General features: G+C 71.7%; 29 protein-coding genes and 1 pseudogene. 15 read left to right on the top strand and 15 right to left on the bottom strand.

The genetic code is table 11. The features are described from left to right. Nucleotides 1-57: 57 nt before the first annotated feature. Nucleotides 58-228, top strand: a complete 171-nt coding sequence (locus J8M50_RS18565; RefSeq protein ID WP_010355491.1) for a hypothetical protein — start codon at nucleotides 58-60, stop codon at nucleotides 226-228. Between the two features lie 3 nt (nucleotides 229-231). Here the strand turns inward: J8M50_RS18565 and J8M50_RS18560 are convergent, their stop codons facing one another. From J8M50_RS18560 to J8M50_RS18545, 4 genes and pseudogenes are all read right to left on the bottom strand, one after another. Further along, nucleotides 232-1,437, bottom strand: a complete 1,206-nt coding sequence (locus J8M50_RS18560; protein ID WP_010355493.1) for a sensor histidine kinase — start codon at nucleotides 1,435-1,437, stop codon at nucleotides 232-234. Between the two features lie 521 nt (nucleotides 1,438-1,958). Then, a pseudogene (locus J8M50_RS18555) lies at nucleotides 1,959-3,659 on the bottom strand (sodium/solute symporter); the annotation flags it as partial. Nucleotides 3,660-3,672: 13 nt separating this feature from the next. Beyond that, nucleotides 3,673-4,035, bottom strand: a complete 363-nt coding sequence (locus J8M50_RS18550; protein WP_010355495.1) for a membrane protein — start codon at nucleotides 4,033-4,035, stop codon at nucleotides 3,673-3,675. A gap of 49 nt (nucleotides 4,036-4,084) precedes the next feature. Continuing rightward, nucleotides 4,085-4,834, bottom strand: coding sequence for a LytR/AlgR family response regulator transcription factor (locus tag J8M50_RS18545; protein ID WP_010355496.1), 750 nt, complete (start codon nucleotides 4,832-4,834; stop codon nucleotides 4,085-4,087). A 77-nt stretch (nucleotides 4,835-4,911) separates the two neighbouring features. Here J8M50_RS18545 and J8M50_RS18540 point away from each other — a divergent pair, with 77 nt between their 5' ends. The 6 genes from J8M50_RS18540 to J8M50_RS18515 all read left to right on the top strand — a co-directional run bounded on the left by J8M50_RS18540 (nucleotide 4,912) and on the right by J8M50_RS18515 (nucleotide 10,000). After that, entirely contained in the window at nucleotides 4,912-5,400 is a 489-nt protein-coding gene (locus tag J8M50_RS18540; RefSeq protein ID WP_010355497.1) for an Lrp/AsnC family transcriptional regulator, read from the top strand. A 115-nt stretch (nucleotides 5,401-5,515) separates the two neighbouring features. Beyond that, complete coding sequence (ddaH, locus tag J8M50_RS18535) at nucleotides 5,516-6,325, top strand: dimethylargininase (protein ID WP_010355498.1); 810 nt, start codon at nucleotides 5,516-5,518, stop codon at nucleotides 6,323-6,325. After that, nucleotides 6,325-7,542, top strand: coding sequence for an ornithine--oxo-acid transaminase (gene rocD / locus J8M50_RS18530; protein WP_010355499.1), 1,218 nt, complete (start codon nucleotides 6,325-6,327; stop codon nucleotides 7,540-7,542). Before ddaH ends, rocD begins: the two co-directional genes overlap by 1 nt. A 67-nt stretch (nucleotides 7,543-7,609) precedes the next feature. Further along, on the top strand, nucleotides 7,610-8,152 hold the full coding sequence (locus J8M50_RS18525) for a hypothetical protein (RefSeq protein WP_010355500.1): 543 nt from the start codon (nucleotides 7,610-7,612) through the stop codon (nucleotides 8,150-8,152). Next, entirely contained in the window at nucleotides 8,145-9,194 is a 1,050-nt protein-coding gene (locus tag J8M50_RS18520) for a hypothetical protein (protein ID WP_010355501.1), read from the top strand. Before J8M50_RS18525 ends, J8M50_RS18520 begins: the two co-directional genes overlap by 8 nt. Before the next feature lie 104 nt (nucleotides 9,195-9,298). Further along, nucleotides 9,299-10,000 (top strand): lysophospholipid acyltransferase family protein, encoded by a 702-nt coding sequence (locus J8M50_RS18515; RefSeq protein ID WP_010355502.1) that lies wholly within the window; start codon nucleotides 9,299-9,301, stop codon nucleotides 9,998-10,000. A 60-nt stretch (nucleotides 10,001-10,060) separates the two neighbouring features. Here the strand turns inward: J8M50_RS18515 and J8M50_RS18510 are convergent, their stop codons facing one another. The 8 genes from J8M50_RS18510 to J8M50_RS18475 form a co-directional block, all read right to left on the bottom strand. Next, nucleotides 10,061-11,653: an alpha/beta hydrolase gene (locus J8M50_RS18510; protein ID WP_029184109.1), complete on the bottom strand. Its 1,593-nt coding sequence runs from the start codon at nucleotides 11,651-11,653 to the stop codon at nucleotides 10,061-10,063. A gap of 135 nt (nucleotides 11,654-11,788) precedes the next feature. Further along, nucleotides 11,789-12,547, bottom strand: a complete 759-nt coding sequence (locus tag J8M50_RS18505) for an urease accessory protein UreD (protein ID WP_010355504.1) — start codon at nucleotides 12,545-12,547, stop codon at nucleotides 11,789-11,791. Next, nucleotides 12,535-13,212, bottom strand: coding sequence for an urease accessory protein UreG (ureG, locus tag J8M50_RS18500; protein ID WP_010355505.1), 678 nt, complete (start codon nucleotides 13,210-13,212; stop codon nucleotides 12,535-12,537). The genes J8M50_RS18505 and ureG overlap by 13 nt, the downstream gene beginning before the upstream one ends. 214 nt (nucleotides 13,213-13,426) lie before the next feature. Next, nucleotides 13,427-14,089, bottom strand: coding sequence for an urease accessory protein UreF (locus tag J8M50_RS18495; RefSeq protein ID WP_010355506.1), 663 nt, complete (start codon nucleotides 14,087-14,089; stop codon nucleotides 13,427-13,429). A gap of 40 nt (nucleotides 14,090-14,129) precedes the next feature. Then, nucleotides 14,130-15,851 carry an urease subunit alpha gene (locus J8M50_RS18490; RefSeq protein WP_010355507.1) on the bottom strand — a complete coding sequence of 574 codons (1,722 nt, stop codon included), beginning with the start codon at nucleotides 15,849-15,851 and terminating at the stop codon, nucleotides 14,130-14,132. Further along, the gene (locus J8M50_RS18485; protein WP_010355508.1) at nucleotides 15,844-16,155 is read right to left on the bottom strand and encodes an urease subunit beta; all 312 of its coding nucleotides are present in this window, start codon (nucleotides 16,153-16,155) and stop codon (nucleotides 15,844-15,846) included. The genes J8M50_RS18490 and J8M50_RS18485 overlap by 8 nt, the downstream gene beginning before the upstream one ends. Nucleotides 16,156-16,163: 8 nt before the next feature. Next, nucleotides 16,164-16,466 (bottom strand): urease subunit gamma, encoded by a 303-nt coding sequence (locus J8M50_RS18480; protein ID WP_010355509.1) that lies wholly within the window; start codon nucleotides 16,464-16,466, stop codon nucleotides 16,164-16,166. Nucleotides 16,467-16,574: 108 nt separating this feature from the next. Beyond that, nucleotides 16,575-17,225 carry a TetR/AcrR family transcriptional regulator gene (locus J8M50_RS18475; RefSeq protein WP_010355510.1) on the bottom strand — a complete coding sequence of 217 codons (651 nt, stop codon included), beginning with the start codon at nucleotides 17,223-17,225 and terminating at the stop codon, nucleotides 16,575-16,577. Nucleotides 17,226-17,327: 102 nt separating this feature from the next. On the opposite strand from J8M50_RS18475, the gene J8M50_RS18470 reads away from it, so the two are divergent. Beyond that, nucleotides 17,328-18,359, top strand: coding sequence for an ABC transporter permease (locus J8M50_RS18470; RefSeq protein WP_010355511.1), 1,032 nt, complete (start codon nucleotides 17,328-17,330; stop codon nucleotides 18,357-18,359). An 82-nt stretch (nucleotides 18,360-18,441) separates the two neighbouring features. Here the strand turns inward: J8M50_RS18470 and J8M50_RS18465 are convergent, their stop codons facing one another. After that, a complete protein-coding gene (locus J8M50_RS18465) occupies nucleotides 18,442-18,720 on the bottom strand; it encodes a type II toxin-antitoxin system Phd/YefM family antitoxin (RefSeq protein ID WP_010355512.1) in 279 nt (92 codons plus the stop codon). A 62-nt stretch (nucleotides 18,721-18,782) separates the two neighbouring features. Here J8M50_RS18465 and J8M50_RS18460 point away from each other — a divergent pair, with 62 nt between their 5' ends. The 3 genes from J8M50_RS18460 to J8M50_RS18450 all read left to right on the top strand — a co-directional run bounded on the left by J8M50_RS18460 (nucleotide 18,783) and on the right by J8M50_RS18450 (nucleotide 20,793). After that, nucleotides 18,783-19,409, top strand: a complete 627-nt coding sequence (locus J8M50_RS18460; protein ID WP_010355513.1) for an ATP-dependent Clp protease proteolytic subunit — start codon at nucleotides 18,783-18,785, stop codon at nucleotides 19,407-19,409. A 7-nt stretch (nucleotides 19,410-19,416) separates the two neighbouring features. Then, nucleotides 19,417-19,719 (top strand): hypothetical protein, encoded by a 303-nt coding sequence (locus J8M50_RS18455; protein WP_010355514.1) that lies wholly within the window; start codon nucleotides 19,417-19,419, stop codon nucleotides 19,717-19,719. Nucleotides 19,720-20,319: 600 nt separating this feature from the next. Then, on the top strand, nucleotides 20,320-20,793 hold the full coding sequence (locus J8M50_RS18450; protein WP_010355515.1) for a C40 family peptidase: 474 nt from the start codon (nucleotides 20,320-20,322) through the stop codon (nucleotides 20,791-20,793). On the opposite strand, the gene J8M50_RS18445 is transcribed toward J8M50_RS18450, so the two are convergent. Beyond that, nucleotides 20,786-21,226, bottom strand: coding sequence for an ATP-binding protein (locus J8M50_RS18445; RefSeq protein WP_010355516.1), 441 nt, complete (start codon nucleotides 21,224-21,226; stop codon nucleotides 20,786-20,788). The genes J8M50_RS18450 and J8M50_RS18445 overlap by 8 nt on opposite strands. A gap of 226 nt (nucleotides 21,227-21,452) precedes the next feature. On the opposite strand from J8M50_RS18445, the gene J8M50_RS18440 reads away from it, so the two are divergent. Both J8M50_RS18440 and J8M50_RS18435 read left to right on the top strand, forming a co-directional pair. Next, nucleotides 21,453-22,313 carry a helix-turn-helix domain-containing protein gene (locus J8M50_RS18440; protein WP_010355517.1) on the top strand — a complete coding sequence of 287 codons (861 nt, stop codon included), beginning with the start codon at nucleotides 21,453-21,455 and terminating at the stop codon, nucleotides 22,311-22,313. Between the two features lie 12 nt (nucleotides 22,314-22,325). Then, on the top strand, nucleotides 22,326-22,532 hold the full coding sequence (locus J8M50_RS18435; RefSeq protein WP_029184110.1) for a DUF397 domain-containing protein: 207 nt from the start codon (nucleotides 22,326-22,328) through the stop codon (nucleotides 22,530-22,532). 39 nt (nucleotides 22,533-22,571) lie between these two features. Here the strand turns inward: J8M50_RS18435 and J8M50_RS18430 are convergent, their stop codons facing one another. Continuing rightward, nucleotides 22,572-23,699 (bottom strand): 8-amino-7-oxononanoate synthase, encoded by a 1,128-nt coding sequence (locus J8M50_RS18430; RefSeq protein WP_059046267.1) that lies wholly within the window; start codon nucleotides 23,697-23,699, stop codon nucleotides 22,572-22,574. 181 nt (nucleotides 23,700-23,880) lie between these two features. Between J8M50_RS18430 and bioB the strand changes: the two genes are divergently transcribed. Both bioB and J8M50_RS18420 read left to right on the top strand, forming a co-directional pair. Beyond that, the gene (gene bioB / locus J8M50_RS18425) at nucleotides 23,881-25,086 is read left to right on the top strand and encodes a biotin synthase BioB (RefSeq protein ID WP_010360692.1); all 1,206 of its coding nucleotides are present in this window, start codon (nucleotides 23,881-23,883) and stop codon (nucleotides 25,084-25,086) included. After that, on the top strand, nucleotides 25,079-26,353 hold the full coding sequence (locus tag J8M50_RS18420) for an adenosylmethionine--8-amino-7-oxononanoate transaminase (RefSeq protein ID WP_010360694.1): 1,275 nt from the start codon (nucleotides 25,079-25,081) through the stop codon (nucleotides 26,351-26,353). The genes bioB and J8M50_RS18420 overlap by 8 nt, the downstream gene beginning before the upstream one ends. Nucleotides 26,354-26,355 lie beyond the last annotated feature (2 nt).

Here is a 26,355-nt window from a genome sequence, read left to right as displayed (position 1 = left end):
GGGCACCATGGAGGGTGGACCCGCCCTGCGGAGGGCGGCCCTGAGGAGGGTGTCGCGATGGCCGGTTCCACGGACAGCTCCACCAAGACCATGGGGGTGGTCACCGTCGGCGGACTCGTCGCGGTGACGGCCTACACGGTCGCGCTCGGCAGCAACGGCTGGCTGTGGTTCGGCTGGGTCGTGCTGGGGCTGATCACACTTGCCCTGATAGTGATGCGCCAGCCCTGAGATTCACTGCGGTGCCAGTCGGGCGGCCGGGTGGACGCCCGGCTGGTACTTCGGGAGGCGCGCGGTGATCTTCATACCGGCGCCGGGGGCCGTCTCGATGACGAGGCCGTAGTCGTCGCCGTACACCTGGCGGAGTCGGTCGTCGACGTTGGAGAGGCCGATGCCGCCCGACGGGCTGACGTCGCCCGCGAGGATGCGGCGCAGCAGCTCCGGGTCCATGCCGGCGCCGTCGTCCTCGATGACGACCGTGGCCTCGGCGCCGGTGTCCTGCGCGGTGATCCTGATGTGGCACTTGTCGGCCTTGCCTTCGAGGCCGTGCTTGACGGCGTTCTCGACGAGGGGTTGCAGGCACAGGAACGGCAGGGTGACCGGGAGGACCTCGGGCGCGATCTGGAGGGTGACGGCGAGCCGGTCGCCGAAGCGGGCCCGCACGAGCGCCAAGTAGTGGTCTATGGCGTGGAGTTCGTCCGCGAGGGTGGTGAAGTCGCCGCGTCTGCGGAACGAGTAGCGGGTGAAGTCCGCGAACTCCAGCAGCAGTTCCCGCGCCCGCTCCGGGTCGGTCCGCACGAACGAGGCGATCACCGCGAGGGAGTTGAAGATGAAGTGCGGCGAGATCTGCGCGCGCAGCACCTTGATCTCCGCCTCGATCAGCCGGGTACGGGAGTCGTCGAGATCGGCGAGTTCGAGCTGTACGGAGACCCAGCGGGCAACCTCGGCGGCGGCCCGGACGAGGACGGCGGACTCGCGCGGCGCGCACGCGACCAGCGCCCCGTGCACCCGCTCGTCCACGGTCAGCGGCGCGACGACGGCCCACCGCACGGGACAGTCCGGCACCTCGCACACCAGCCGGAACGCCTCCCCCCGCCCGGTCTCCAGCGCCCCCGACAGCCGCCCCATGATCTCGGCCCGGTGATGCGCCCCGACCCCGTCCCAGGCGAGCACGCTCTTCTCGTCGGTGAGGCACAGCGCGTCGGTCCCGAGCAGCGTCCGCAGTCTGCGCGCCGACTTCCGCGCCGAGTCCTCCGTGAGCCCGGCCCGCAGCGCGGGGGCCGCGAGGGACGCCGTGTGCAGGGTCTGGAACGTAGCGTGCTCGACCGGCGTGCCGAGACCGCCGAGGGACTCGGGCCGCGCCGTACGCCGCCCCAGCCAGAAGCCTGCGGCGAGCAGCGGGAGGGCGGCGACGAGGAGCCCGGCGAGGAAGCCGCTCATGAGCCGGACTCCGATGCCGGGAGAACGGGCCGCTCACCGGAGGAGGACCGCTTCTGCGGGGCGGGCCGCTCGACGGGGGACGGCCGCTCGGTGGGAGCCGACGATGCGGACTGGTGCGGGACCCGGTCCTCCTGCGACGGCCCCTCCCCTACCGGCAGTCTCTCCCCTGCCGACGGGCGCTCCCCTGCCGACGGACGGGACTGCGGCGGGACACGGTCACGCGGCGCCCCGACATCCGGCCCCACCGCCCCGGCGTACGGCTCCACCGCCCCGGCCTCGCGCCCCGCGTGCCCGGGTGTGCGGTCGAGTGGTCGCGCGGTGTCCCGGGTCGGCCGCGCACCAGTTTCCGGCACCGCCTCCCCACCCCCCGGCGAACGCCCCGCACCGCCCTCGCCCACACCGCCACGCGACGAACGCCCCATATCCCCCTCGGCCACCCCGCCACCCGGCAGACTCCCCACACCAGCCTCAGCCGCCCCGGCCCCCGCCTCGTACCCGGTCGCCCCCGGCAGCCCCCGCCCCTCCCCCACCAGTTCCTCCGGCAGATGGAAGCGCGCCAGGATCGCCGCCGTCCCCGCCGGCACCCGCCCCGGTGTCGCCAGGGAGATCAGGATCATCGTCAGGAAGCCGAGCGGGACCGACCACAGGGCGGGCCAGGCGAGGAGGGCGTGCGGGGTGCCGGTGACCGGGAGGCCCGCCATGGTCGTGGCCACCGCGACAAACGCCGAGCCGCCGCCGACCAGCATGCCCGCCGCCGCGCCCGGCGGGGTCAGGCGGCGCCACCAGATGCCCAGGACCAGCAGGGGGCAGAACGAGGACGCGGAGACGGCGAACGCGAGGCCGACCGCGTCCGCGACCGGGAGGCCGCCGACGAGGAGGCTCGCGACGAGGGGCGCCGCCATCGCCAGGGCCGTACCCAGGCGGAAGTGGCGTACGTTGCGCGCCGGGAGGACGTCCTGGGTGAGGACGCCCGCGACGGCCATCGTGAGGCCGGACGCCGTCGAGAGGAACGCGGCGAACGCGCCGCCCGCGACCAGCGCGCCGAGGAGGTCGCCGCCGAGGCCGCCGATGATGCGGTCGGGCAGGAGCAGGACGGCCGCGTCGGCGTCGCCGGTGAGGGCGAGTTCGGGGGCGTAGAGGCGGCCGAGGGCGCCGTACAGCGGGGGCAGGAGGTAGAACGCGCCGATGAGCGCGAGGACCGCGACCGTGGTGCGGCGGGCGGCGACGCCGTGGGGGCTGGTGTAGAAGCGGACGACGACGTGCGGCAGGCCCATCGTGCCGAGGAACGTCGCGAGGATCAGGCCGTACGTCGCGTACAGGGGGCGTTCCTGGCGGCCCGTCGCCAGGGACGCCGACATGCCGCCGGTGGCGCCCCGGTCGGCGGTGGGGACGTCCGCGCCCTGCGGGAAGACCAGGCGCGTGCCGCGCTCCACGCGGTGGATGCCCATCGGCAGGCTCACCTCCGTGCCGGAGTACCGGCGGCCGTCCACTCTTCCGGTCACCTTCACGGTCAGGGGGCCCGCGAGGTTCAGATCGAGGGTCGCGTCGACGCGTACGGAACGCTGTTCGCGGAAGGTCGCGGGCTCGTCGAAGGCTTGTTTCGGACCCCCGTCGCCGTGCCAGGCCAGGGCGAGGAAGAGCGCCGGGACGAGGAGGGCGGTGAGTTTCAGCCAGTACTGGAAGGCTTGTACGAAGGTGATGCTCCGCATGCCGCCCGCCGCGACGGTCGCGGTGACGACGACGGCGACGATGACCCCGCCGAGCCAGCCGGGCGCGCCGGTCAGGACCGTCAACGTCAGCCCGGCGCCCTGGAGTTGGGGCAGCAGGTACAGCCAGCCGACGCCGACGACGAGCCCGCCCGCGAGCCTGCGCACCGTCCGCGACGCGAGCCGCGCCTCCGCGAAGTCGGGGAGCGTGTAGGCGCCGGAGCGGCGCAGCGGGGCGGCGACGAAGAGGAGCAGGACCAGGTATCCGGCGGTGTAGCCGACCGGGTACCAGAGCATGTCGGGACCCTGGACGAGGACGAGGCCCGCGATGCCGAGGAAGGACGCGGCGGACAGGTACTCGCCGCTGATCGCGGCGGCGTTCAGGCGGGGGCCGACCGTGCGGGAGGCGACGTAGAAGTCCGACGTCGTACGGGATATCCGCAGGCCGAACGCGCCGACGAGGACGGTCGCGACGACAACGAGCGCGACGGCGGGGATGGCGTACGAGGAGTTCATCGGTCCCCGGGGTTCACTTGTCTTCGACCAGGCGTACGAAGTCCCGTTCGTTGCGTTCGGCGCGGCGGACGTACCAGCGGGCCAGCAGGACGAGCGGGAGGTACAGACAGAACCCGAGGACCAGCCAGGTCATGCGGCGGGCGCCCGGCATCGCCGCGAACAGCAGGGGCAGCGGGCCGACGAGGAGGGCGAGGACCGCGAACACGGTGAGCGCGGCGCGCAGTTGGGAGCGCATGAGGGAGCGGACGTACGTGTGGCCGAGGGTGGTCTGTTCGTCGATCTCGGTGCGCGGGCGGTAGGCGCCGGAGGGACGCCGGGTGCGGCGGGGCGGTCCGGTCACGGTGACACGGCGCTCGGCGGGGTCCTGGTTGGGCACCTTTCAGAGTCTCCTCGTCGACAGCGGGCCGTGCTGCGCCTTCATGTGTTCACGTTCTCCTCATCAGCAGATCCCGCAACTCTCGCGCGTGCCTGCGGCTGACCTGGAGTTCCTCGCTCCCGACGAGGACGCTCACCGTACCGGCGTCCAGGCGCAGTTCGCGTATGTGGCGCAGGGCGACCAGGTGGCGGCGGTGGATGCGGACGAAGCCGCGGGCGCGCCAGCGCTCCTCCAGGGTGGACAGGGGGATGCGTACGAGGTGGCTGCCCTGGCCGGTGTGCAGGCGGGCGTAGTCGCCCTGGGCCTCGACGTGGGTGATGTCGTCGACGGACACGAAGCGGGTGACGCCGCCGAGCTCCACGGGGAGGTGGTCGGGGTCGGGTTCGTGGACGGGGATGTGCGGGGCGGCGCCGCGCAGTTCCGCGACGCGGCGTACGGCTTCGGCGAGGCGCTCCTTGCGGACCGGCTTGAGGACGTAGTCGACGGCCTTGAGGTCGAACGCCTGGACGGCGAAGTCCTCGTGGGCGGTGACGAACACGACCAGCGGGGGCCTCGCGAAGCCGGTGAGGAGCCGCGCGAGATCCAGGCCGTCGAGCCCCGGCATCTGGATGTCGAGGAACACGACGTCGATGGCCTCGGGACCGCCGGGCCCCGACTCCAGAGCCCGGTTGATGCGGCGCAGCGCCTCGGTCGCGTCGCCGGCGCCCTCGACGCTGCCTATGCGCGGGTCGGCGTTCAGCAGGTACAGCAGCTCCTCCAGGGAGGGGCGTTCGTCGTCGACGGCGAGGGCGCGCAGCATGAATGGGGAGTGTAGGGGGGAACGGGCGTTGTGCACATGTACGGGGCTTGGCGGTATCCGCTGGATACAGTGCCCGCATGAACTCTGGCGACGATCTCGACCGGAAGATCATCACGGCGCTGATGGCGAACGCTCGGTCCAGTTTCGCCGAGATCGGGGCGGCGATCGGGCTGTCGGCGACGGCCGTGAAGCGGCGGGTGGACCGGCTGCGGGAGTCCGGGGTGATCACCGGGTTCACGGCGACCGTGCAGCCGGCGGCGCTGGGCTGGCGTACGGAGGCGTACGTGGAGGTGTACTGCGAGGGCGCCGCGCCCCCCAGGCGGCTCGCGGAGGTCGTGCGCAACCATCCGGAGATCACCGCGGCGATGACGGTGACCGGCGGGGCGGACGCGCTGCTGCACGTGCGGGCCCGGGATGTGGAGCACTTCGAGGAGGTGCTGGAGCGGATCCGGACCGAGCCGTTCATCCGGAAGACGATCAGCGTGATGGTCCTGTCCCACCTGCTGCCGGAGGCTCCGGAGGCGGGCGCGACCCATCCCGCACCGGACGTGCGTGAAGGGGCCTGAACACGCAGCGATCGTGCGTCGACACGCAACGTCGGTTGCTTGTCGCTCGTACCGGTGAGTTCCTACCGTTGATCACATCCCGTAGGTTTCACTGGAAAAGCGGAGGAACCCCTCTGTGCCCGACTCCCGTGTGCCGCGCTCCCGGCGGTTCCTCGTCTGCGAACCCCGGCACTTCGCCGTGCAGTACGCGATCAATCCCTGGATGAACCCCGACAAACCCGTCGACGTCGATCTCGCGCAGGAGCAGTGGCAGTCGCTGATCCGCGCGTACCGTTCCCACGGCCACACCGTCGACTCCGTCGAGCCCGCGCCCGGCCTGCCCGACATGGTGTTCGCGGCGAACTCCGCGGTCGTCGTCGACGGCCGGGTCCTCGGCGCCCTCTTCCACGCGCCCGAGCGGCGCCCCGAGTCCGTCCACTACGACACCTGGTTCACGAGCGCCGGGTACGACGTACGGCGTCCGGAGCACGTCGTCGAGGGCGAGGGCGACCTCGTCTGGACCGGCCGCTACCTGCTCGCCGGGACGGGGTTCCGCACGACGCGGGAGGCGCACCGCGAGGCGCAGGAGTTCTTCGGGCGGCCGGTGATCGCGCTGACGCTGACCGACCCGTACTTCTACCACCTCGACACCGCCCTGTTCGTCCTGGACGACGACAACATCGCGTACTTCCCGGAGGCGTTCTCGCCGGGCAGCCGCGAGGTGCTCGCCGCCCTCTACCCGGACGCCGTCCTCGCCACCCGCGACGACGCGCTCGCCTTCGGCCTCAACTCCGTCTCCGACGGCCGCAACGTCTTCATCGCCCCGCGCGCCGAGGCGCTCGCCGCCCGGCTCGCCGACCACGGCTATGTCCCCGTCCCCGTCGACCTCTCCGAGTTCCACAAGGCCGGCGGTGGCATCAAGTGCTGCACCCAGGAGATCCGCTGATGACGACCATGTCCGAGCTGCGTACCTCTGCCGAGCTGATCGACGCCGAGGAGCCGGTCCTCGCGCACAACTACCACCCCCTGCCGGTCGTCGTCGCCCGCGCGGAGGGCGCCTGGGTCGAGGACGTCGACGGCCGCCGCTACCTCGACATGCTCGCCGGGTACTCGGCCCTGAACTTCGGCCACCGCCACCCGGCGCTGATCGAGGCGGCCCACCGCCAGCTCGACCGCCTGACGCTCACCTCCCGCGCCTTCCACAACGACCGCCTCGCCGAATTCGCCGAGCGGCTGACCGCGTTGACCGGCTACGACATGATGCTGCCGATGAACACGGGCGCGGAGGCCGTGGAGAGCGGCATCAAGCTCGCCCGCAAGTGGGCGTACGACGTGAAGGGCGTCCCCGCCGACCGGGCCACCATCGTCGTCGCCGCCGACAACTTCCACGGGCGTACGACGACCATCGTCAGCTTCTCCACGGACGAGTCGGCGCGCAGCGGCTTCGGGCCGTTCACGCCGGGGTTCCGGATCGTGCCGTACAACGACCTCGCGGCGCTGGAGGCGGCGATCGACGAGACGACGGCGGCGGTGCTGATCGAGCCCATCCAGGGTGAGGCCGGGGTCCTGATTCCCGACGCCGGATACCTGTCCGGCGTGCGGGAGTTGACCCTCCGCGCCGGGTGTCTCTTCATCGCCGACGAGATCCAGTCGGGGCTGGGGCGGACGGGGCACACGCTCGCGGTCCAGCACGAAGGGGTCGTGCCGGACGCCGTGCTGCTGGGCAAGGCGCTGGGCGGCGGCATCGTGCCGGTCTCGGCGGTCGTGGGCCGCCGCGAGGTCCTGGGCGTCCTGCACCCCGGCGAGCATGGCTCCACGTTCGGCGGCAACCCGCTCGCGGCGGCGGTCGGCACGGCGGTGATCGACCTCCTGGAGACGGGCGAATTCCAGCGCCGGGCCGCGGAGTTGGGGACGGTCCTGCACGAGGGCCTCACCGACCTGGTGGGCCACGGAGTCGTCTCCTTCCGCTCCCGGGGCCTGTGGGCGGGCGTCGACGTGGACCCGGCGCTCGGCACCGGCCGCGAGATCAGCGAACGGCTCATGCGGGAGGGCGTCCTGGCCAAGGACACCCACGGCTCGACGATCCGCATCGCCCCGCCGCTGTGCATCACGGAGGAGGAACTGCGGTCGGCGATCGGGGTGTTGGGGAGGGTGCTGAGCTGAATTGCGGGCCGGGTTCCCCCTACTCTTGGAGCCGCGGTGACAGGTCCAGCGAGCAGGGGGAACCCAGGTGCCCAGCGATCCGGAAGAGTTCGAGGACGGGGGCGGTGACAGGCAGGTCTCCACCGACCAGGTGTCGTCAGGCCCCATCGCGGTGGGGGGCCACTCGTCCGTCACCGTGGGGCCAATGAGCCCGGAGGGGCCTACGGAAGGGCTGTTGCGGGCGGTCCACGAGGTGCGCGAGGACCTGACCCGCGTACGGCCGGACGTCCTGGACTCCTCCCTCGACGGGATCCTGGCCAGGGCCGAGTCGCAGGTCGAGCACGCCGGGGAACTGCCGCTCCCCCTGGCCCGGTTGCTCCACTCGCACCTCATGCGTTCCTCGATCGCTCCCCTGTTCTCCTCGGCCCTGCGGCTGGCCGAACTGCTCGCGGAGTACGCCGAGCCCGACGCCGAGTCCGACGAGGACATCGTCGTCCGCGATTACCACATGCCCGCCCCACCGCAAGGCGCCGTTTACGGCACCCACCCCGGCACCCCCGCCAAGCACACCCCGCCCGGCCCCGGCACCGGTTCCGACGACGACGAATGGCCCGACCCGGTAGATGGGTGACATAGCGAAAGGCGCGCTGGGTGGGGCCTGGACGCTGCTCGTCGGCTGGATCCTCCCCACCGCGCTGAACCTCGCGGTGCTGATGTTCGCCGTCGCGCCGAGCCTGCGTGGGCTGGGGCCGTTCGACCGTGTGCGGGACATCGGGTCCGGGCACACCGGGATTCTGCTGCTGACCGGCTCCCTGCTGATCGGGCTCGCCGCGAACGCGTGCCAGAACGCGCTGTACCGGTTGCTGGAGGGGTACTTGCTGTGGCCCGCGCGGGCGTACGACGCCGGGTGCCGGCGCAGCCGTCGTACGAAGGAGCGGTTGGCCGGGCGGCTGACGGTGCTGCGGCTGGAGCGGCGGCGGCACGAGCGGGGGTCGCTGTCGGAGGTGGACGCCGGGGAGCTGGCGCGGCTGCTGGGGGATCCGGGGATCGCGCGGGCCGTGCCCGGGGACCGGCGCCGGACCGCCGCTCAACGGGCCCTGTTGCAGGAGCGGTTGGCGCGGTATCCGATCGCCGACGACCAGATCGCGCCGACCCGGCTCGGGAACGCGATCCGGCGGTTCGAGGAGTACGGGGCGGACCGGTACCGGATGGACACACAGCTCCTGTGGAACGAACTCACCGGCTGCGCACCGGATCAGCTCACCCGGCAGACCGAGATCGCCCGCGCGAGTGTGGACTTCTTCGTGGCGCTCCTGTTCGGGCACGCGGCGGTGATGGCGCTGGCGGTGCTCGCGCTGGCGGCGGGCGACCGGCCGGACGTGCCGTTGCTGCTGGTCATGGTGGGCGTGCTCGGGGTGCTGCTGCCGGTCTGGTACCGGTCGGCGGTGACGGCGACGGACGAGTGGGCGGCGTCGGTGCGGGCGCTGGTGAACGCCGGACGCAGGCCGCTCGCGGGGGCGTTGGGGCTGAGGGTTCCGCAGCAGCTCGCGGACGAGCGGGAGATGTGGGCGATGGTGTCGCGGCTGTCGCGGATCCCGTACCACGAGCGGGCGTCGGCGCTGGACCGGTACCGGGTCACCGGGGACGCGGGAGACGCCGACGGGCAGGGCTGAGGAAGCTCCGGCCGGGTCCGTTCCCGTGCGTTCCCCGCCCGCCTACACTGACCCCACTTGATGTCCCGGCTGACCTGCCGGAATGTCGGAGCGAGGAGCGGGCCTTGTTCTACCAGTTGTTGAAGCATGTGTTGCTGGGCCCGTTGTTGAGGGTGTTGTTCCGGCCGAAGATCGAGGGGCTGGAGAACGTTCCGGAGGACGGGGCCGCGATCGTCGCCGGGAATCATCTGTCGTTCGCCGATCATTTTCTGATGCCGGCCGTCATCAAGCGGCGGATCACCTTTCTCGCCAAGGCCGAGTACTTCACCGGGCCCGGGGTGCGGGGGCGGCTGACGGCCGCGTTCTTCCGCAGTGCCGGGCAGATTCCCGTGGACCGGTCGGGGAAGGAGGCGGGGCAGGCGGCCATCCGGGAAGGGCTCGGGGTGCTGAGCAAGGAGGAGTTGCTCGGGATCTATCCCGAGGGGACCCGGTCGCACGACGGGAAGCTGTACAAGGGCAAGGTCGGGGTCGCCGTGATGGCGCTGACCGCCGGGGTGCCGGTCGTGCCGTGCGCGATGATCGGGACGTTCGAGGCGCAGCCGCCGGGGCAGCGGTTCCCAAGTCTGCACCCGGTGACGATCCGGTTCGGGAAGCCGCTCGAATTCTCGCGGTACGCCGGGATGGAGCACGAGAAGGCGATCCTGCGGGCCATCACGGACGAAATCATGTACGAGATTCTCAAGCTGTCGGGTCAGGAGTACGTCGACCAGTACGCGGCCGTCGCGAAGGCGGAGGCGCAGAAGTTCCCCCGGCTGCCGCTGAGTTGACGTAAAAGGGGACGCAAAGGGGGGACGACCCCGGCGGAGGCCGTCCCCTCGTACAGACGCTTACGGCTTCGGCGTCGCGTGCGGCCCGCAGGCCACGTCGGCGGCGTCGAGCGTGCCGCGCAGGAGGTACGCGTCGACCCGCTGGTTGACGCACGGGTTGACGAGCGCGGTCACACCGTGGGAGCCCGCGTTCTTCTCGGTGATGAGGCGGGAGCCCTTGAGGCGCTGGTGGAGAGAGACGGCGCCGGAGTACGGGGTGGCGGCGTCACGCTCGGACTGGACGATGAGCGTCTGCGGCAGGCCCCGGTTCGTCCGAACCTCGACCGGCGTCTGCTGCTTGGCCGACCAGGTCGCGCACGGCAGGTTCAGCCACGCGTTCGCCCAGGTCAGGAAGGGATAGTCTTTGTGGAGCCGGGTGTTGTCCCGGTCCCACTTCTTCCACGACGTCGGCCACTTGGCGTCCGCGCACTCGACGGCCGTGTAGACGGCGTTGCCGTTCTCGGCGGTGATGTTGCCCGCCGTGTCGGAGAGGTCGGGCGCGGCGGCGTCGATGACGGCCTGGACGTTCCCGGCGAAGTACTGGCTGAGAGCCGTCGCGGTGGGAATCCACGACGAGTCGTAGTACGGCGCGGTCTGGAAGAACCCGATCAGCTCGGCCGGTCCGACGACCCCGCCGAGGGGCGCCTGTGCCGCGTCGGCCCGCAGCTTCAGCCACTTCGCCTGCACCTGGTCGCGCGTGGTGCCGAGGTGGTACGCGGCGTCGTTGGCGGCGACCCAGTCCTGCCAGTCCTTCCAGCGGCCCTCGAAGGCGACGTCCTGGTCCAGGTTGGCCTGGTACCAGATCTTCTCCCGCGAGGGGTCGACGACGCTGTCGAAGATCATGCGGCGCACGTGCGTCGGGAACAGGGTGCTGTAGACGGCGCCGAGGTACGTGCCGTAGGACGCGCCGAGGAAGTTGAGCTTCTTCTCGCCGAGCGCGGCGCGGATGACGTCGAGGTCGCGCGCGGAGTTCGGGGTGGTGAGGTGCGGCAGCATCTCGCCGCTGCGCTCGGCGCACCCGTCGGCGTACTCGCGGGCCAGCTTGCGCTGGGCGCGCTTGTCGGCCTCGGAACTGGGCACCGGGTCCATCTTGGGCGCCTTGACGTACTCCTGCGGGTCGATGCAGGAGATCGGCGCGGACTTGCCGACGCCGCGCGGGTCGAAGCCCACGAAGTCGTACGCCTTGGACGCGTTGACCCACACCGGGGCCTTGGTGGTGACGCGGCGCGGGAAGCGCAGGCCGGAGGCGCCGGGGCCGCCGGGGTTGTAGATGAGGGCGCCCTGGCGCTCCTCGGGGGTCCCGGTGTTGCGGATGCGGTCGACGGCGAGCTTGATCTGCTTGCCGTACGGCTTCGCGTAGTCGAGCGGGACGCTCACATAGCCGCAGGTGATCGGCTTCTCCAGGCCCCAACTCGTGGGGCAGTCCTGCCAGTCGATGCCGGCCTGCGCCGCCCGTGCGGCGGCTATCGCGACGCCGACGGACTCACGGCCCTGGCCGTAGCCGCTGCCGCCGGTGGCGCTCGCGGTGGGGGCGGCGACGGCCCCGGCTATCAGGGTCGCCGTGACGAGCACTCCGGCAGAACCCAGCGCGGCGGTTCTTCTGTGGGGTCTCAAATGCGGTCTCCCTGTACGAAGTTGACGTGTCAGTACGGGAGGGATCCTGTCTGTTGTGCGTTTCTTGTGAACAGACCCGGCACCGGTTCTTTGCCAATCCGATAAGCGGATGACGACGTCCGTTCGCCGGATCTCTCACCCCAGTTGGGCCAGCGCCTCATCCAGCACCCTGCGCAACACGAGCCCGTCGGGCGCGAGCGCGGTCACGAGAGCGGCCGGGCCGCTCAGCGGTACGACACTGGCGGCACCGTCCGCCAGCACCCGCACCGGCGCCGGGTCGTCCGCGAACTCCGGGCGTACGACGATGAGTTGGCCGACGGCGCGGTGGCCGCCGAGGACAGCCGGGCCGTCCCAGCCGCCGGGCGCGCCCGGACCGCACGCCAACTCCTGGTCCAGGACGGTGCGTTCACCGACCTTGAGCGTCAACCGGCTGGTGAGGCGGCCGGGTTCCTCACCGGCGCGGCCGAGCACCTGCTCCTCGCGGAACACGAGCCGGGCGCCGAGGGCGGCGTCGATGCGGGTCGTGACGTACAGGTCGCTGCCGTTCGCGGAGATCAACGGCTCGGGGAGCCAGCGGAGTTCGGCGTCCTCGGCGACCTTCAGGCGCACGTCGTACCGCGCCTCGCCCTTGTGCTGGCCCGGCAGCGCGATCGTCGCGGCGGCGGAGCCGACGGTCAGGCGGGCGCCGGGGTCTACGTCCGCCTCGACGCGGAAGCGGTCGCCGCCGAGGGGGCCGCTCATCGCGCCGACGAGCAACGCCCTTGCCTCGGCCGGGTGGTGACTCCGGGTGCGGCGCAGCGCCAAGGGGCCGTCGCTCTCCAGCACCGGCAGGACGGTTCCGCCCCGGTCGTCGAGGGTGGCCCGCAGCCGGGCTGTCGCCTTTACGCCGTCCACGCACGCACCTGTGCCCGCACCCACGCGGCGACCTCGGCGACGCCCGCCTCGCTCCTCAACGACTGGAAGGCGACCGGGAGTTCGGCGCGCTGTGCCTTCGCGTCGGCCGCCATCCTCGCGAGGTCGGAGCCGACGTACGGGGCTAGGTCGGTCTTGTTGACGACGAGGAGGTCGGCGGTGGTGACACCGGGGCCGCCCTTGCGGGGGATGTCGTCGCCGCCGGCCACGTCGATGACGAAGATCTGCGCGTCCACCAGGCCCTTGGAGAAGGTCGCGGTGAGGTTGTCGCCGCCGGACTCTACGAGGATCAGGTCCAGCGGGCCGACGCTGTCCTCCAGGTCCTCGACGGCTTCGAGGTTGGCGGAGATGTCGTCGCGGATCGCGGTGTGCGGGCAGGCGCCGGTCTCCACGGCGGCGATGCGCTCCGGCGGCAGCACGGCTTCCCTGAGCAGGAATTCGGCGTCCTCGCGGGTGTAGATGTCGTTGGTGACGACGGCGAGGCTGAGTTCTTCGCGGAGGTCTCGGCAGAGGGCGGCGACGGTGGCGGTCTTGCCGGAGCCGACGGGGCCGCCTAGGCCGATGCGGAGCGCTCTGCGGGTGCCGTCGGGGCGGTGGGCGTCTGCGCTGAGCGCTGCCGCGTGGGAGTGGGGGTGGTCGAGGTGCATGGGTGGCTCCTGGTGTGCGGGGGGCGGAGGGTGCGGGGTCGGGGGTGGGGAGTGTTGCTTGGTGCCGGGTGCGGGTTCGTTGTGGCTGGTCGCGCCCGCGCGGCGGTAGCCGCAAATTGATACAGCCCCGCGCCCCTAAGTGGGAGTGGTTGGCGTTAGTTGGGATGTGAGGTGTGCGCCGCCAAGCCTCGCCTCACCCCACCCCCGCCGAACTTCACGACGCGAACAACCTCCCCCGCCTCCCCGCGTGCACCTCCGCCGCCAGTTCCAGCAACGGTGCCGAAGCCGCAGGGAGTTGCGGGGGTGTCGCCGTTCCCGCCGTCACCGCCGCGTCCACGACCCGGTCCATCTCCGGGGCCAGCCGCGCCAGAACTCCCGTCGCCTGGAAAGGGTCGAGGCTCAGCAGCCGGACCACGGCCGTCGCCGGGCCGCTGACGCTCTCGTACACGGAGCAGTACGCGGCGTCCCGGGGGCCCAGGCCCGCCGCGCGTGCCGTCACCCCCAACACCACAGGCTGGTGCGCCCCCTTGGGGAACTCCCGCGCCAGCGCGTCCAGTTCGGGCCCCGGCCAGGTCGCCCGCGCGGCCCGCATCAACTGCCTCCCCAGCTTGCGGGCGGCAACCCGCAGCGCCGGTGAGGGAGTTCGCGCGTCCGCCTGCGCGTCCAGCCACACCGGGTCGGCACCGGCGGCGGCGGCCGAGGCCAGTGCCGCCGAGACGAGCCCCGCCGTATGCAACCGCCCCCGGCAGAACGCCTCCAAGCTCTCGACTCCGGTGATCCGCCCGGCCCGCACCGCCTCTTCCGCCCCGCCGGAGTGCGCGTGCCCCCCGGCGGGAAAGCGGCCGTCGGCGAGGACGAGCAACGCCGCCCCGGACATCAGTAGCCCGCCATCTCAGAACCTCGCCCTCTCGGACCCGTCAGAACAGGAAGTACCGCTGCGCCATGGGCAGTTCGGCGGCCGGTGTCGCCTCCACCAGTTCCCCGTCGATGTGGACGGCGAAGCTGTCGGGGTCGACCCGGACGTCGGGGCGCGCGGCGTTCTCCCGCATGTCCGCCTTCGTGACGCCGCGCGTGGAGTCGATCGCGACGAACCGCTTGCCGAGCTGGAGGCGCTCGGGGAGCCCGTCGTCGATGGCCAACTGGGCGACGAAGTTGAAGGAGTTGGCGGCGGGGGCGCGGCCGATCGCGCCGTACATGGGGCGCGGCAGGATCGGCTGGGGCGTCGGGATGGACGCGTTGGCGTCACCCATCTGCGCGTAGGCGATCTGCCCGCCCTTGACGACGAGATGAGGCTTCACGCCGAAGAACGCGGGCTCCCACAGCACGAGGTCCGCGAGCTTGCCGGTCTCGACGGAACCGACCTCGCGGGCGAGCCCCTGCGCGATGGCCGGGTTGATCGTGTACTTGGCGACGTACCGCCGTACCCGCTGGTTGTCGGCGCGCCCGTCCCCCGGCAGGGAACCCCGGCGCCGCTTCATCACGTGCGCCGTCTGCCAGGTACGGAGGATGACCTCACCCACCCGCCCCATCGCCTGCGCGTCGGAGGAGATGATCGAGATCGCGCCGAGGTCGTGGAGGATGTCCTCCGCGCCGATGGTGGACGGCCGGATGCGGGACTCGGCGAAGGCGAGGTCCTCGGGGACGGCCGGGTTGAGGTGGTGGCAGACCATCAGCATGTCGAGGTGTTCCTCGGCGGTGTTGACGGTGTAGGGCCGGGTCGGGTTGGTGGAGGACGGCAGGACGTTCGGCTGGGAGACGACCGTCATGATGTCGGGCGCGTGCCCGCCGCCCGCACCCTCGGTGTGGTACGCGTGGATCCCGCGCCCGCCGATCGCCGCGAGGGTGTCGGCGACGAACCCGGCCTCGTTCAACGTGTCGGTGTGGATGGCGACTTGGATGCCGGTCTGGTCTGCGACGGTGAGGGACGCGTCGATGACGGCCGGGGTGGACCCCCAGTCCTCGTGGAGCTTCAGGCCGAGCGCGCCGCCGCGGATCTGGGAGAGCATCGCGTCGTGCGAGACGGTGTTGCCCTTGCCGAGGAACCCGATGTTGAGCGGGTACTGCTCCATCGCCTCCAGCATCCGCGCGAGGTGCCAGGGCCCGGGCGTGACGGTCGTCGCCTTGGAGCCCTCGGCGGGCCCGGTGCCGCCGCCGACGAGGGTGGTGACGCCGGCCGCGAGCGCCTCGTCGGCGATCTGCGGGCAGATGAAGTGGACGTGCGCGTCGACCCCGCCCGCCGTGACGATCCGCCCGTTGCCCGCGATGATCTCGGTCTCGGGCCCGATGACGAGGTCCGGGTGGACGCCGTCCATGGTGTCGGGGTTACCGGCCTTGCCGATCCCGGTGATCCGCCCGTCGCGGATGCCGATGTCGGCCTTGACGATCCCCCAGTGGTCGACGATGACCGCGCCCGTGATGACGGTGTCCGGCGTGCCGTCTGCGCGCGTAGCACGCGCCTGCCCCATGGACTCCCGGATGACCTTGCCGCCCCCGAACACGGCCTCGTCACCGGCGAGTCCGGGCCCGCCGGAGCGGTCCTCCTCGATCTCGATCAGCAGGTCGGTGTCCGCGAGGCGGATGCGGTCGCCGGTCGTCGGGCCGAACAGGTCGGCGTACGCGGCGCGCGAGATCTCAGGCATCGAGGGCACCTCCGGTCTCCCCGCGCAGCCCCGGCACGATCCGGGCGCCGGCCAGCGGGACGAGTTCGACGTCGACGGGGAGCCCCGGTTCGAAGCGTACGGCCGTCCCGGCGGCGACGTTGAGCCGCTTGCCGTGCGCGGCGGCGCGGTCGAACTCCAGACCGGGGTTGGCCTCGGCGAAGTGGTAGTGGGAGCCGACCTGCACGGGGCGGTCGGCGGCGTTGAGGACGGTCATCCGGGTGACCTCGCGGCCCGCGTTGTACACGATCGGACCCTCCTCGAACAGGATCTCTCCGGGAATCATCGGCGGCCTCAGACGATCGGGTCGTGGACGGTGACGAGCTTCGTGCCGTCCGGGAAGGTCGCCTCGACCTGGACGTCGTGGATCATCTCGGGGATGCCCTCCATGACGTCGTCCCTGGTGAGCAACTTCCGGCCGGACGCCATGAGTTCGGCGACGGTACGGCCGTCCCGGGCGCCTTCGAGGATGTGCGAGGTGATCAGCGCGACCGCCTCGGGGTGGTTGAGCTTGAGACCGCGCGCGCGGCGCTTCTCGGCGACGTCGGCCGCCACGTGGATCAGCAGCCTCTCCTGCTCGTGCGGGGTCAGTTGCACGTCCCACCTCACCTCCTCACGCCGGACCGTGCGGGGTCCGGCTGCCGCGGCCACGGGAAAAGCCCTGGTGGCGTGATCGGAGGCTAGTTGCGGCGCGTTTCAGGGACGTTAACCGAGCTGTGACTCCGCGGCGCGGGGGTCGCGCATGCTCATCAGGGCGCGTACGCCGTCGGTGAGGGCCTTCTCCATGTCGTCCGGGGTGGCCCCCAGGACGGCGATCTGGGTCACCAGGCCCTGCGCCATCGCGATCATCGCGCGGGCCAGCGCGTCCGCGTCGGCGTCGGGCGGCATGATCCCGGCGTCCTTGTAACCACGGACCACGTGCTGCCAGGACTGACGCACCCTCTCGTACCCCTCGCGCACCTGCGCGGCCAGCTCCTCGTTGCGCAGGAGCTCGCTCCACGCCTGGACGAGCAGCCGGGGGAACAGCCACTCGCCGCCCTCCAGGCGCCCCGCCCGCGCCTTCAGCATGCTCCTCAGCACCCTCGGCACCAGCTCGTCCGGCAGCGGCGCCGGGTGCTCCTGCGCCGCCTCGCCGTAGACCTCGGCGAGGACGCCGATCACCTCGGCGACGATCGCGGCGATCAGCTCGTCCTTGCTGCTGAAGTAGCGGTACACCGCCCCCGCCGAGAGCTCCGCCTCCTTGAGCACGTCCTGCATCGACGTGGCATGGAAGCCGTTGCGGGCGAAGCAGCGCTCGGCCGCGTCGAGGATCTGCCGACGGCGGGCGTCGAGGTGTGCCTGGGATACACGAGCCATGCCCTCAACATAAAACGAACGTTCCTTCTTGACAAGGCGCGGGGACCCGGAGCACGGTATGGACAACGTAAAACGAACGATCCTTCTTTTTAGGGGGCCGCCATGCGGACAGCACAGAGCACGGACCGGGAAGCACCCGCTCGGGCAGCGGACACACGGGAGACCGCACCACCGGCACCCGCCACTCCCCTCCCCCGCCGCCTCCTCGCCACCCTCCTCCTCGTCCCGCTCCTCGCCGCCCTGGCCCTCTGGGCCTTCGCCTGGCCCGCCACCCGCGTGGCCCCGCGCGACCTGCCGCTCGGCGTGGCGGGCCCGAGCGCTGCGGTGACCCAGGTGGAGGGCCAACTGCGGGAGCACAAGGGCGCGTTCGAGATCCACCGGTACGCCGACGAGGCCGCAGCCCGCGCCGCGATCGAGGACCGGGACGTGTACGGCGCCGTGGTCGTCACCTCGGGCGGGCCGGAGCTGCTCACCGCGTCCGCCGCGAGCCCGGTCGTCGCGCAGCTGCTCCAGCAGGCGGTGCCCGCCGGCACGAAGACGGTGGACGTGGTCGCCGCCCCGGCGTCGGACCCCCGGGGCGCCGCCCTCACCGCGAGCGTCCTGCCGCTGGCGATGGCCGGGATGGCGGCCGGCGCGGTGGTGACGGTCCTGGGCCTGGCGGGCTGGCCGGCGATCGCGGCGCTGCTGGGGTCGGCCGCGCTGGCCGGTGCGGTGGTCGCGGGCATCGCCGACAGCTGGCTCGGCGTCCTCACCGGCGACTGGTGGGCGGAGGCGGGCACCTTGGCGCTGGCGACCCTCGCGGTGAGCGCGGCGGTGGCGGGCGTGTCCGCGCTGCTCGGCCGCGCCGGGATCGGCCTGGTCTCCGCGGTCGTGATGCTCCTCGGCAACCCGTTCTCCGGAGCCTCCTCGGCCCCTCAGATGCTCCCCTCGCCGGTCGGCACGATCGGCCAGTGGCTCCCGCCGGGTGCCAGCGCGACGCTCCTGCGCTCGGTGTCCTTCTTCGACGGCGCGGCTTCCCTGGGCCCGGCCCTCACGCTGGCCTGGTGGGCGGCGATCGGGTTGGGTGCGGTGCTGCTGGGTACGGCACTGAAGGGCCGTACGGCGTCCAAGGAGCGGGAGTTGGCAGCCGCGTAACGGCAACCTCACCGACGTACCGATACCCCCCAGCGCGCCCCGCCTCCCCGGCGAGGGCGCGCACCCCTTTCACCGGCGCGTCTCACCCCAGCGCCGGCCCCCGGTGCTCCGCCGCGATCCCGAACCGCTGTCGTTCGCGAGGAGCTGAAGCCACCTCGCGGACCGTCGACACCGCGCTGATCATCGGCTCCTCGACGGGCGCGTCCATCGCGTCGAGGCGTTCCAGGTCCGCTGCGGAGACCAGTGCCACCAGGGGTTTTCCGTGTCGCGTGACGACGACGCGCTCGCCGCCGTAGACGACCCGGTTGATCAGGTCGGCGAGTTCAGCCCTGGCTTGCGTCACCGGAATCTCGTAGGCCATACCTCATTCTAACGTCACGTACGTCCTGTACATTTTTTACAGACGCAGAAGGAGGGTCATCCATGAACCGCCCGACCGCCCACGCCCGGCACGTCCTGCCTGAGTTCCACGAACGCACGAGCTACGGCACGAAGACGCTGGACCCGTACTCGAAACTCCTGGAGGAGCGGATCGTCTTCCTCGGGACGCCGGTGGACGACGTCTCGGCGAACGACGTGATGGCCCAGTTCATGCACCTGGAGTACCAGGACCCGGACCGGGCGATCTCGCTGTACATCAACTCCCCGGGCGGCTCGTTCACGGCGATGTCGGCGATCTACGACACGATGCGGTACGTCAGCTGCGACGTGGAGACGATCTGCCTGGGCCAGGCCGGCGCGTCGGCGGCGGTCCTGCTCGCGGCCGGCACCCCGGGCAGGCGGCTGATCCTGCCCGGCGCGCGGGTGGTGATCGGCCAGCCCGAGGCCGGCGAGTTCCAGGGCCAGGCCAGCGATCTCGCCATCCAGGCCGAGGAGTTGAGCCGGACCCGGGCGCTCCTGGAGGAGATGCTCGTACGTCACTCGGGCCGTACCCCGCAGCAGGTGACCGAGGACATCGAGCGGGACCGGGTGCTCGACGCGGAGGCGGCGGTGGCGTACGGCATCGTCGACCGGATCGTGTCGACCCGCGGGGCGAGCGGCGGAAGGTGAGGGCTGGATGCTGCCGGAACTCCCCCCGCTCCCGGCGCTGACGCGCGCGGAGGCCGACCTGATCGACCATTACCTGGAGGTCGTCGACCTGCTGGGCCGCATCAACCCCAGCCGGGACGGCGACACCTACCGGGGCCTCAGGGCGGCGCAGGCGCTGGTGGCGAAGGCGACCGCGCTGCGTGACGCGCTGACGCTGATGCACCAGCGCGGCGAGCACGAGGTCCACGCGGAGACCCTGGCGCGCGCCCTGCGCGTCCTGGACGGCGACCGGCGCACGGCGAGGGTGACGCTGCCCCCGCCCCGGAGCTGAGCGTGCGCCTCACGCGCCCGCCCGTGCTCCCTCGCGGTGACGTACGGGGCCGTCGCACGGTGCGTGATGACGCATCGCCACCGGAGGGCCGCCGGGCGGCGGACAGTGGCGTAGAACCGTCCCCCGTTCGGCGTAACGAGGTTTCCCCCGGGCGGCCCTCAGAGGTTGCGCAACCTGCGGAGACGGGGTGCGGACCGGGGCATTCCCGCCCTGATCGACGGCTGCGCAGGTGACGGACACGTGGCCGTTTCTCGAACTGTTCACCCGAATGGCTCAGTCGTGAGTAAGGCCACAAATCCTCGGATTCGTTGGGTATTTCGGTCACGAGTGAGTCAAGATCCCTGACTGACGACAAGCCCCCGCCACCAGAGGCGGGGCGGTCCGGGTGGACGCCGAGTCCTGCCGCTGCCCGGATTGACCGAGTCGACAGGAGTGCATCGGCAGGAGTGGAGGACCCAGGCAGTACGGGTCGCCGGGACGGTCACGCCATGACCGGGCCGCGCAGCCCTTGGGGTGAAGCCGTGGTGACACGGCCGGGCCAACTTCGCCAGCCCGAATCCGACAGGTCATCCTTCTCAGGCGGTTGACGAAGGGTTGCGCATGACTGCGCTCAATCGTGTCCCGTCGATGATGGTCCGAGCCGGAACGGTCTCGGCCTTCGCACTGGCCGCCGTGGGCGGCTCCGTGGTCGTACCGGGTGTCGCCTCCGGAGCCGAGGCGGCCACCGTCTCGACGAAGGCGCTCCAGATCGCGGCGTCCAAGAAGGGCGCCCCGTACAAGTACGGCGCCGCCGGACCGAAGCGGTTCGACTGCTCGGGGCTCACGCAGTACGCGTTCAAGAAGGCGGGCAAGTCCCTGCCGCGCACGACCACCCAGCAGTACAACAAGACCAAGCACATCTCCGCGTCGAAGCGGCAGAAGGGAGACCTGGTCTTCTTCCACTCCGGGTCGAACGTCTACCACGTGGCGATATACGCCGGGAACAACAAGATCTGGCACTCGCCGAAGACCGGTGACGTGGTGCGCCTCCAGAAGATCTGGACCAAGAGCGTCTGGTACGGCCGGGTCAAGTAGCCCGCTGCACCGTCGCCGCCGTCCAGGGCAGCTCGCACAGGACCGTCTTGCCGCCCTCCTGGGTGGGCCGCACCCTGAGGCGCCCGCCGCACTCCGCCGCCAGCGAGCGGATGATCACCATCCCCCGGCCGTTGTCCTGCTGGACAGCGGCCGGAAGGCGTTTGGGGAAGCGCGGATGGCTGTCCGTGACGCCGACGCTGACCTGCTCGTCCCGGTCGAGGACGAGGGCGACGGTGAAGGTCGGCGACTGGCCGAGGGTGTGCTGGATGGCGTTGGTGGCGAGTTCGGAGACGATCAGGCGGATGGTCTCGGCGAGGTCCGCGCCGGGCGGCAGGCCCCACTCCGCGAGCGTGCCCGCGGTGAAGGTACGGGCCGCGGCGACCGACACGGGGTCGCTCGGCAGGGTGACGGATGCTTCCAGGTGGTCTGCCATGGCGACGTCGTCCCTTTCCCACGGGACCGGCGTCCGACACGAGGCGGATGGTTCGAGTACGGTCCCGGACTGGTGCTTCACCGTCAGACTGCCATTTCCACGGGCCTCCTGTGCGGCGATCCACCAGGATATGCATATATCTGTCGCCCGAAGCGGTGAACTCTGCTACGGCAGATCGGATTTGGGCGGCGCGCAGGGAGTAATGGGAAGCAGTGAGGAGAAGGGCATGCAACACGGCCCGGCGGTGCGCCGCCGCAAACTGGGCGCGGAACTGCGTGCGTTACGCAATCGGGCCCGGCTCACGAGCGGCGAGGCGGCCCGGCTGGTGGGCTGGCACCAGTCGAAGGTGAGCCGGATCGAGACCGGCACCAGCAGTGCGAAACCGGCCGATGTGGCGCTGCTCCTGGACGCCTACGGGGTGGCCGACGCCCGGCTGCGGGAGCTGATGCTGGTGCTCGCCGGGGGTGGCGAGGGGGTCGGGCGGGACCACTGGTGGCACGCCTACCGGGGTCTGCTGCCGCCCACGTACCGGGACTTCATCAGCCTGGAGTCGCAGGCGAGCGCGATGCGCACGCTGGAGACGACGGTGGTCCCGGGGCTGCTCCAGACCCCCGAGTACGCTCGCGCGGTGACCCGCTCGGCCCTGGAGGGCGTGGACGAGGAGCAGTTGGACGCGCTGGTGGAGGTGCGGCTGGCCCGCCAGGACGTGCTGCTCGGGAACCCGCCGCTGCTGCTGAGCGCCGTCCTCGACGAGGCGGTGCTGCGCCGTCAGGTGGGCGGTCCCGAGGTGATGGCGGCGCAACTGGAACGGTTGCTGGAGGCCGCGAAACTCCCCCAAGTGACGCTCCAGGTACTCCCGTTCTCGGCGGGGGCGCATATCGGGGTGACAGGGCCTTTCGTAGTCTTTTCGTTCTCGAGCGTTTCTGATCTGGATGTGGTCGTTCTCGACCACTTGACGAGTAGTCATCACCTTGAGGGGAAAGAAGACCTCCGGGCCTACTCGGAGGCTTTCACCAAGCTTCAGATCCATGCCCTTTCACCCGAGGACTCATTGGATTTCATCGCCGGGACAGGTGACGGCGCGTAAGGAGGCACCCCCATGTCAGCACTGCCTCGGAACGTTCCTTCCGCAATCGCTCTGCACGAGGCTCGATGGCTGCGCAGCAGCTACAGCACGGGAGCCAACAACTGCGTGGAGACAGCCCCGTACTCGGGTCTCCTCGCGGTCCGCGACTCCAAGTCCCCCACCGGACCCGCGCTGCTCTTCACCCAGGGGAGCTGGACGGAGTTCGCCTCGGCACTCTGAGCACGCTCTCCTGAAATACAGCACGGCCGTGTCGCCGACTCATGGTCGTGTCGCGTCGATCACCCGCACCGCGCGGTCCACTTCCACCCCGGAGAGGTCCGCGCGGGCGGTCAGCCGCAGCCGTGAGACACCGTCGGGCACGGAAGGGGGGCGGAAGCACCCCACCGCGAGCCCCGCCGTCCGGCAGTCCGCCGCCCAGCGGACGGCCGCCTCGGGCGACGGGGCGCGCACGGAGACGACCGCGGCGTCGGGGCGTACCGCGTCCAGGCCCGCGGCCGTCAGCCGGTCGTGCAGCTCGCCCGCCACCGCGCGGGCCCGCTGCGCCCGCTCGGGTTCCCGCCGCAGCAGCCGCAGGGCCGCGAGGGCGGCTCCGGCCGCCGCCGGGGCGAGTCCCGTGTCGAAGATGAACGTGCGGGCCGCGTTGACGAGATGGTCGATCACCTTCGCCGGTCCCAGCACCGCGCCGCCCTGGCTGCCGAGCGACTTCGACAGGGTGACGGTGACGACGACGTCGTCCGCGCCCGCGAGTCCGGCCGCGTACGGCGCTCCGCGCCCGCCGTCGCCGATCACGCCGAGGCCGTGCGCGTCGTCCACGACCAGCCCGGCGCCCGCTTCCCGGCAGGCCGCCGCGAGCCGGTCCAGGGGGGCCGCGTCGCCGTCCACGGAGAACACGGTGTCGGAGACGACGATCGCCTCGCCGTCGTACGTACGCAGGGTCTTGCGCACCGCCTCCGGGTCGGCGTGGCCGACGACCTGGACGGTGCCCCGGGCCAGGCGGCAGCCGTCGATGAGGGAGGCGTGGTTGCCCGCGTCGGAGAGGACGAGGGTGCCCTCGGGGGCGAGGGCGGTGACGGCGGCGAGGTTCGCGGCGTAGCCGGAGGAGAACACGAGGGCCGCCTCGGCGCCGCAGAACTCGGCGAGTTCGCGCTCCAGTTCGGCGTGCAGCTCGGTCGTACCGGTGACCAGGCGGGAGCCGGTGGCGCCGCCGCCCCAGGTCCTGGCCGCCCGCGCCGCGCCCTCGGTGACCTCGGGGTGGCGGGCGAGGCCCAGGTAGTCGTTGCTCGCGAGGTCGAGCAGGGGGCTGTCGGCGGGGCGGGGGCGCAGGGTGCGGACGAGTCCGGCGCGGCGGCGCGCCTGCGCGTGGTCGTCGATCCAGCCGAACGCCATGGGTCGGTCCTCCGGGGCTTGTGCGGGTTCCGGGGCACTGTCCGGGGCTTTGTAGACAGCGAACAGACATTAGCGGGCCGACAAGCCGCCCACTGTGTGGCAATACCCACACGTCAAGCGGGGTCTGTTGTGCGATCCCCACCTTGGCCCCGGGCGGCCCGGTAGGACAGGATCGGCTCTCATGGACCTGCTGACGACGCTGGTGGACAAGGGGCTTCGGCGCGAGCCGCCGACCCGCGAGGAAGCGCTCGCCGTGCTGCGCACCTCGGACGACGACGTACTCGACGTGGTGGCCGCGGCCGGGAAGGTGCGCCGGCACTGGTTCGGGCGCCGGGTGAAGCTGAACTACCTGATCAACCTCAAGTCGGGCCTGTGCCCCGAGGACTGCTCGTACTGCTCCCAGCGCCTCGGCTCCACGACCGGCATCCTCAAGTACACGTGGATCAAGCCGGACGAGGCGTCCCGTACGGCCGCCGCCGGGGTCGCCGGGGGCGCCAAGCGGGTCTGCCTGGTCGCCTCCGGGCGCGGTCCGACCGACCGGGACGTGGAACGGGTCGCGGGGACGATCAAGGCCATCAAGGACGAGAACGAGGGCGTCGAGGTCTGCGCCTGCCTCGGCCTGCTCACCGACGGGCAGGCGGAGCGGCTGCGCGAGGCCGGCGCCGACGCGTACAACCACAACCTCAACACGTCCGAGTCGACGTACGGCGAGATCACGACGACCCACACGTACGCGGACCGCGTCGACACCGTCGGCAAGGCACACGCGGCCGGGCTCTCCGCCTGTTCCGGGCTCATCGCGGGCATGGGCGAGAGCGACGAGGACCTCGTCGACGTCGTCTTCTCGCTGCGCGCGCTCGACCCCGACTCGGTGCCGGTCAACTTCCTCATCCCCGTCGAGGGGACGCCGCTCGCGAAGGAGTGGCACCTCAGCCCGCAGCACTGTCTGCGGATTCTCGCGATGGTGCGGTTCGTGTGTCCCGACATCGAGGTGCGGATCGCGGGCGGGCGGGAGGTGCATCTGCGGTCGATGCAGCCGGTGGCGCTGCACCTCGCCAACTCGATCTTCCTCGGGGACTATCTGACGACCGAGGGGCAGGCGGGCCAGGCGGACCTGGACATGATCGCGGACGCCGGGTTCGAGGTGGAGGGCGCGGATCAGGTGACGTTGCCGGAGCATCGGGTGCATGCCGGGGGTGGCTGCGGGTCTGCGGAGTCTGCCGGGTGCGGAGGTCATGAGGGTGACGCGTCCGGCTGTGGTGGCGGTGGCGTGTGCGGTACGTCGGAGCCGGCGCCGTCTGTCGCGGCCTCGTCCGGTGAACCCCGTACCGACCTCGTCGCCGTCCGCCGTCGCGGTGTCGGAACGGATCTCGCGCCGAATGCCTGACGTACCCGAGCTGTTGGAGCTGGACCGGCGGCACGTCTGGCATCCGTACGGTCCGATGCCGGGCACTGTCGAACCGCTCGTCGTCGAGGCGGCGAGCGGGGTCCGGCTCCGACTCGCGGACGGCCGGGGCGAGTTGGTGGACGGCATGTCCTCGTGGTGGTCGGCGATCCACGGCTACCGGCACCCCGCGCTGGACGAGGCCGCGCGCGAGCAGCTCGGCCGGATGAGCCACGTCATGTTCGGCGGCCTCACCCACGAACCCGCCGTCCTGCTCGCGAAGTTGCTCGTCGACATCACCCCCGAGGGCCTGGAGCACGTGTTCCTCGCGGACTCGGGGTCGGTGTCGGTCGAGGTCGCGGTCAAGATGTGCCTCCAGTACTGGCGTTCACTGGGCCGCCCGTCGAAACAGCGCCTGCTGACCTGGCGCGGCGGCTACCACGGCGACACCTGGCACCCGATGTCCGTGTGCGACCCCGAGGGCGGGATGCACGAGCTGTGGTCGGGCGTCCTGCCCCGCCAACTCTTCGTGGGCGCACCGCCGTCGGAGTTCGACGAGGGGTACGCCGATGAGCTGCGCGCGGCGATCGCGCGCCACGCGGACGAGCTGGCCGCCGTCATCGTGGAGCCGGTCGTGCAGGGTGCGGGCGGGATGCGGTTCCACTCCCCCGCGTATCTGCGCGTGCTGCGCGAGGCGTGCGACGAGCACGACGTGCTGCTCGTGTTCGACGAGATCGCGACCGGGTTCGGCCGTACGGGTGCGCTGTTCGCGGCGGATCACGCGGCGGTGACGCCGGATGTGATGTGCGTCGGCAAGGCGCTGACCGGCGGTTACATGACCCTCGCGGCGACGCTGTGCACGGCGCGGGTGGCCGAGGGGATCTCGCGCGGCGAGGTCCCGGTGCTGGCGCACGGGCCGACGTTCATGGGCAATCCGCTCGCCGCAGCCGTCGCCCGTGCCTCGATCGAGCTGCTGCTCGGGCAGGACTGGGCGGCCGAAGTGAAGCGGATCGAGACGGGGTTGACGGAGGGGCTGTCAACGGCCTTGTCCCTGCCGGGAGTTCGGGACGTCCGGGTTCTCGGGGCCATCGGGGTCGTCCAGTTGGACCATCCCGTCGACATGGCGGCGGCCACGGCGGCGGCCGTCCGCGAGGGCGTGTGGCTGCGGCCGTTCCGCGACCTCGTCTACACGATGCCGCCGTACGTCACCGGCGACGACGACGTCGCCCGGATCGCGCGCGCGGTGTGCGCCGCCGCGCGGGAGGGATGAGC

The sequence above is a fragment of the Streptomyces acidiscabies genome (genome assembly GCF_020010905.1).
Taxonomy (GTDB): Bacteria; Actinomycetota; Actinomycetes; order Streptomycetales; family Streptomycetaceae; genus Streptomyces; species Streptomyces acidiscabies.
Note: the sequence above shows the minus strand (reverse complement) of the source record. Positions and strands in the feature narration are given on the sequence as shown.

What these genes read in the sequence shown, in the direction of transcription:
- J8M50_RS18565 (WP_010355491.1), top strand. Translation starts at nt 58, where the DNA reads ATGGCCGGTTCCACGGACAGCTCCACCAAGACCATGGGGGTGGTCACC.
- J8M50_RS18560 (WP_010355493.1), bottom strand. Translation starts at nt 1,437, where the DNA reads ATGAGCGGCTTCCTCGCCGGGCTCCTCGTCGCCGCCCTCCCGCTGCTC.
- J8M50_RS18545 (WP_010355496.1), bottom strand. Translation starts at nt 4,834, where the DNA reads ATGCTGCGCGCCCTCGCCGTCGACGACGAACGCCCCTCCCTGGAGGAG.
- J8M50_RS18540 (WP_010355497.1), top strand. Translation starts at nt 4,912, where the DNA reads ATGAACTCTGGCGACGATCTCGACCGGAAGATCATCACGGCGCTGATG.
- rocD (WP_010355499.1), top strand. Translation starts at nt 6,325, where the DNA reads ATGACGACCATGTCCGAGCTGCGTACCTCTGCCGAGCTGATCGACGCC.
- J8M50_RS18520 (WP_010355501.1), top strand. Translation starts at nt 8,145, where the DNA reads ATGGGTGACATAGCGAAAGGCGCGCTGGGTGGGGCCTGGACGCTGCTC.
- ureG (WP_010355505.1), bottom strand. Translation starts at nt 13,212, where the DNA reads ATGCACCTCGACCACCCCCACTCCCACGCGGCAGCGCTCAGCGCAGAC.
- J8M50_RS18495 (WP_010355506.1), bottom strand. Translation starts at nt 14,089, where the DNA reads ATGTCCGGGGCGGCGTTGCTCGTCCTCGCCGACGGCCGCTTTCCCGCC.
- J8M50_RS18490 (WP_010355507.1), bottom strand. Translation starts at nt 15,851, where the DNA reads ATGCCTGAGATCTCGCGCGCCGCGTACGCCGACCTGTTCGGCCCGACG.
- J8M50_RS18485 (WP_010355508.1), bottom strand. Translation starts at nt 16,155, where the DNA reads ATGATTCCCGGAGAGATCCTGTTCGAGGAGGGTCCGATCGTGTACAAC.
- J8M50_RS18475 (WP_010355510.1), bottom strand. Translation starts at nt 17,225, where the DNA reads ATGGCTCGTGTATCCCAGGCACACCTCGACGCCCGCCGTCGGCAGATC.
- J8M50_RS18470 (WP_010355511.1), top strand. Translation starts at nt 17,328, where the DNA reads ATGCGGACAGCACAGAGCACGGACCGGGAAGCACCCGCTCGGGCAGCG.
- J8M50_RS18465 (WP_010355512.1), bottom strand. Translation starts at nt 18,720, where the DNA reads ATGGCCTACGAGATTCCGGTGACGCAAGCCAGGGCTGAACTCGCCGAC.
- J8M50_RS18460 (WP_010355513.1), top strand. Translation starts at nt 18,783, where the DNA reads ATGAACCGCCCGACCGCCCACGCCCGGCACGTCCTGCCTGAGTTCCAC.
- J8M50_RS18455 (WP_010355514.1), top strand. Translation starts at nt 19,417, where the DNA reads ATGCTGCCGGAACTCCCCCCGCTCCCGGCGCTGACGCGCGCGGAGGCC.
- J8M50_RS18450 (WP_010355515.1), top strand. Translation starts at nt 20,320, where the DNA reads ATGACTGCGCTCAATCGTGTCCCGTCGATGATGGTCCGAGCCGGAACG.
- J8M50_RS18445 (WP_010355516.1), bottom strand. Translation starts at nt 21,226, where the DNA reads ATGGCAGACCACCTGGAAGCATCCGTCACCCTGCCGAGCGACCCCGTG.
- J8M50_RS18440 (WP_010355517.1), top strand. Translation starts at nt 21,453, where the DNA reads ATGCAACACGGCCCGGCGGTGCGCCGCCGCAAACTGGGCGCGGAACTG.
- J8M50_RS18435 (WP_029184110.1), top strand. Translation starts at nt 22,326, where the DNA reads ATGTCAGCACTGCCTCGGAACGTTCCTTCCGCAATCGCTCTGCACGAG.
- J8M50_RS18430 (WP_059046267.1), bottom strand. Translation starts at nt 23,699, where the DNA reads ATGGCGTTCGGCTGGATCGACGACCACGCGCAGGCGCGCCGCCGCGCC.
- bioB (WP_010360692.1), top strand. Translation starts at nt 23,881, where the DNA reads ATGGACCTGCTGACGACGCTGGTGGACAAGGGGCTTCGGCGCGAGCCG.
- J8M50_RS18420 (WP_010360694.1), top strand. Translation starts at nt 25,079, where the DNA reads ATGCCTGACGTACCCGAGCTGTTGGAGCTGGACCGGCGGCACGTCTGG.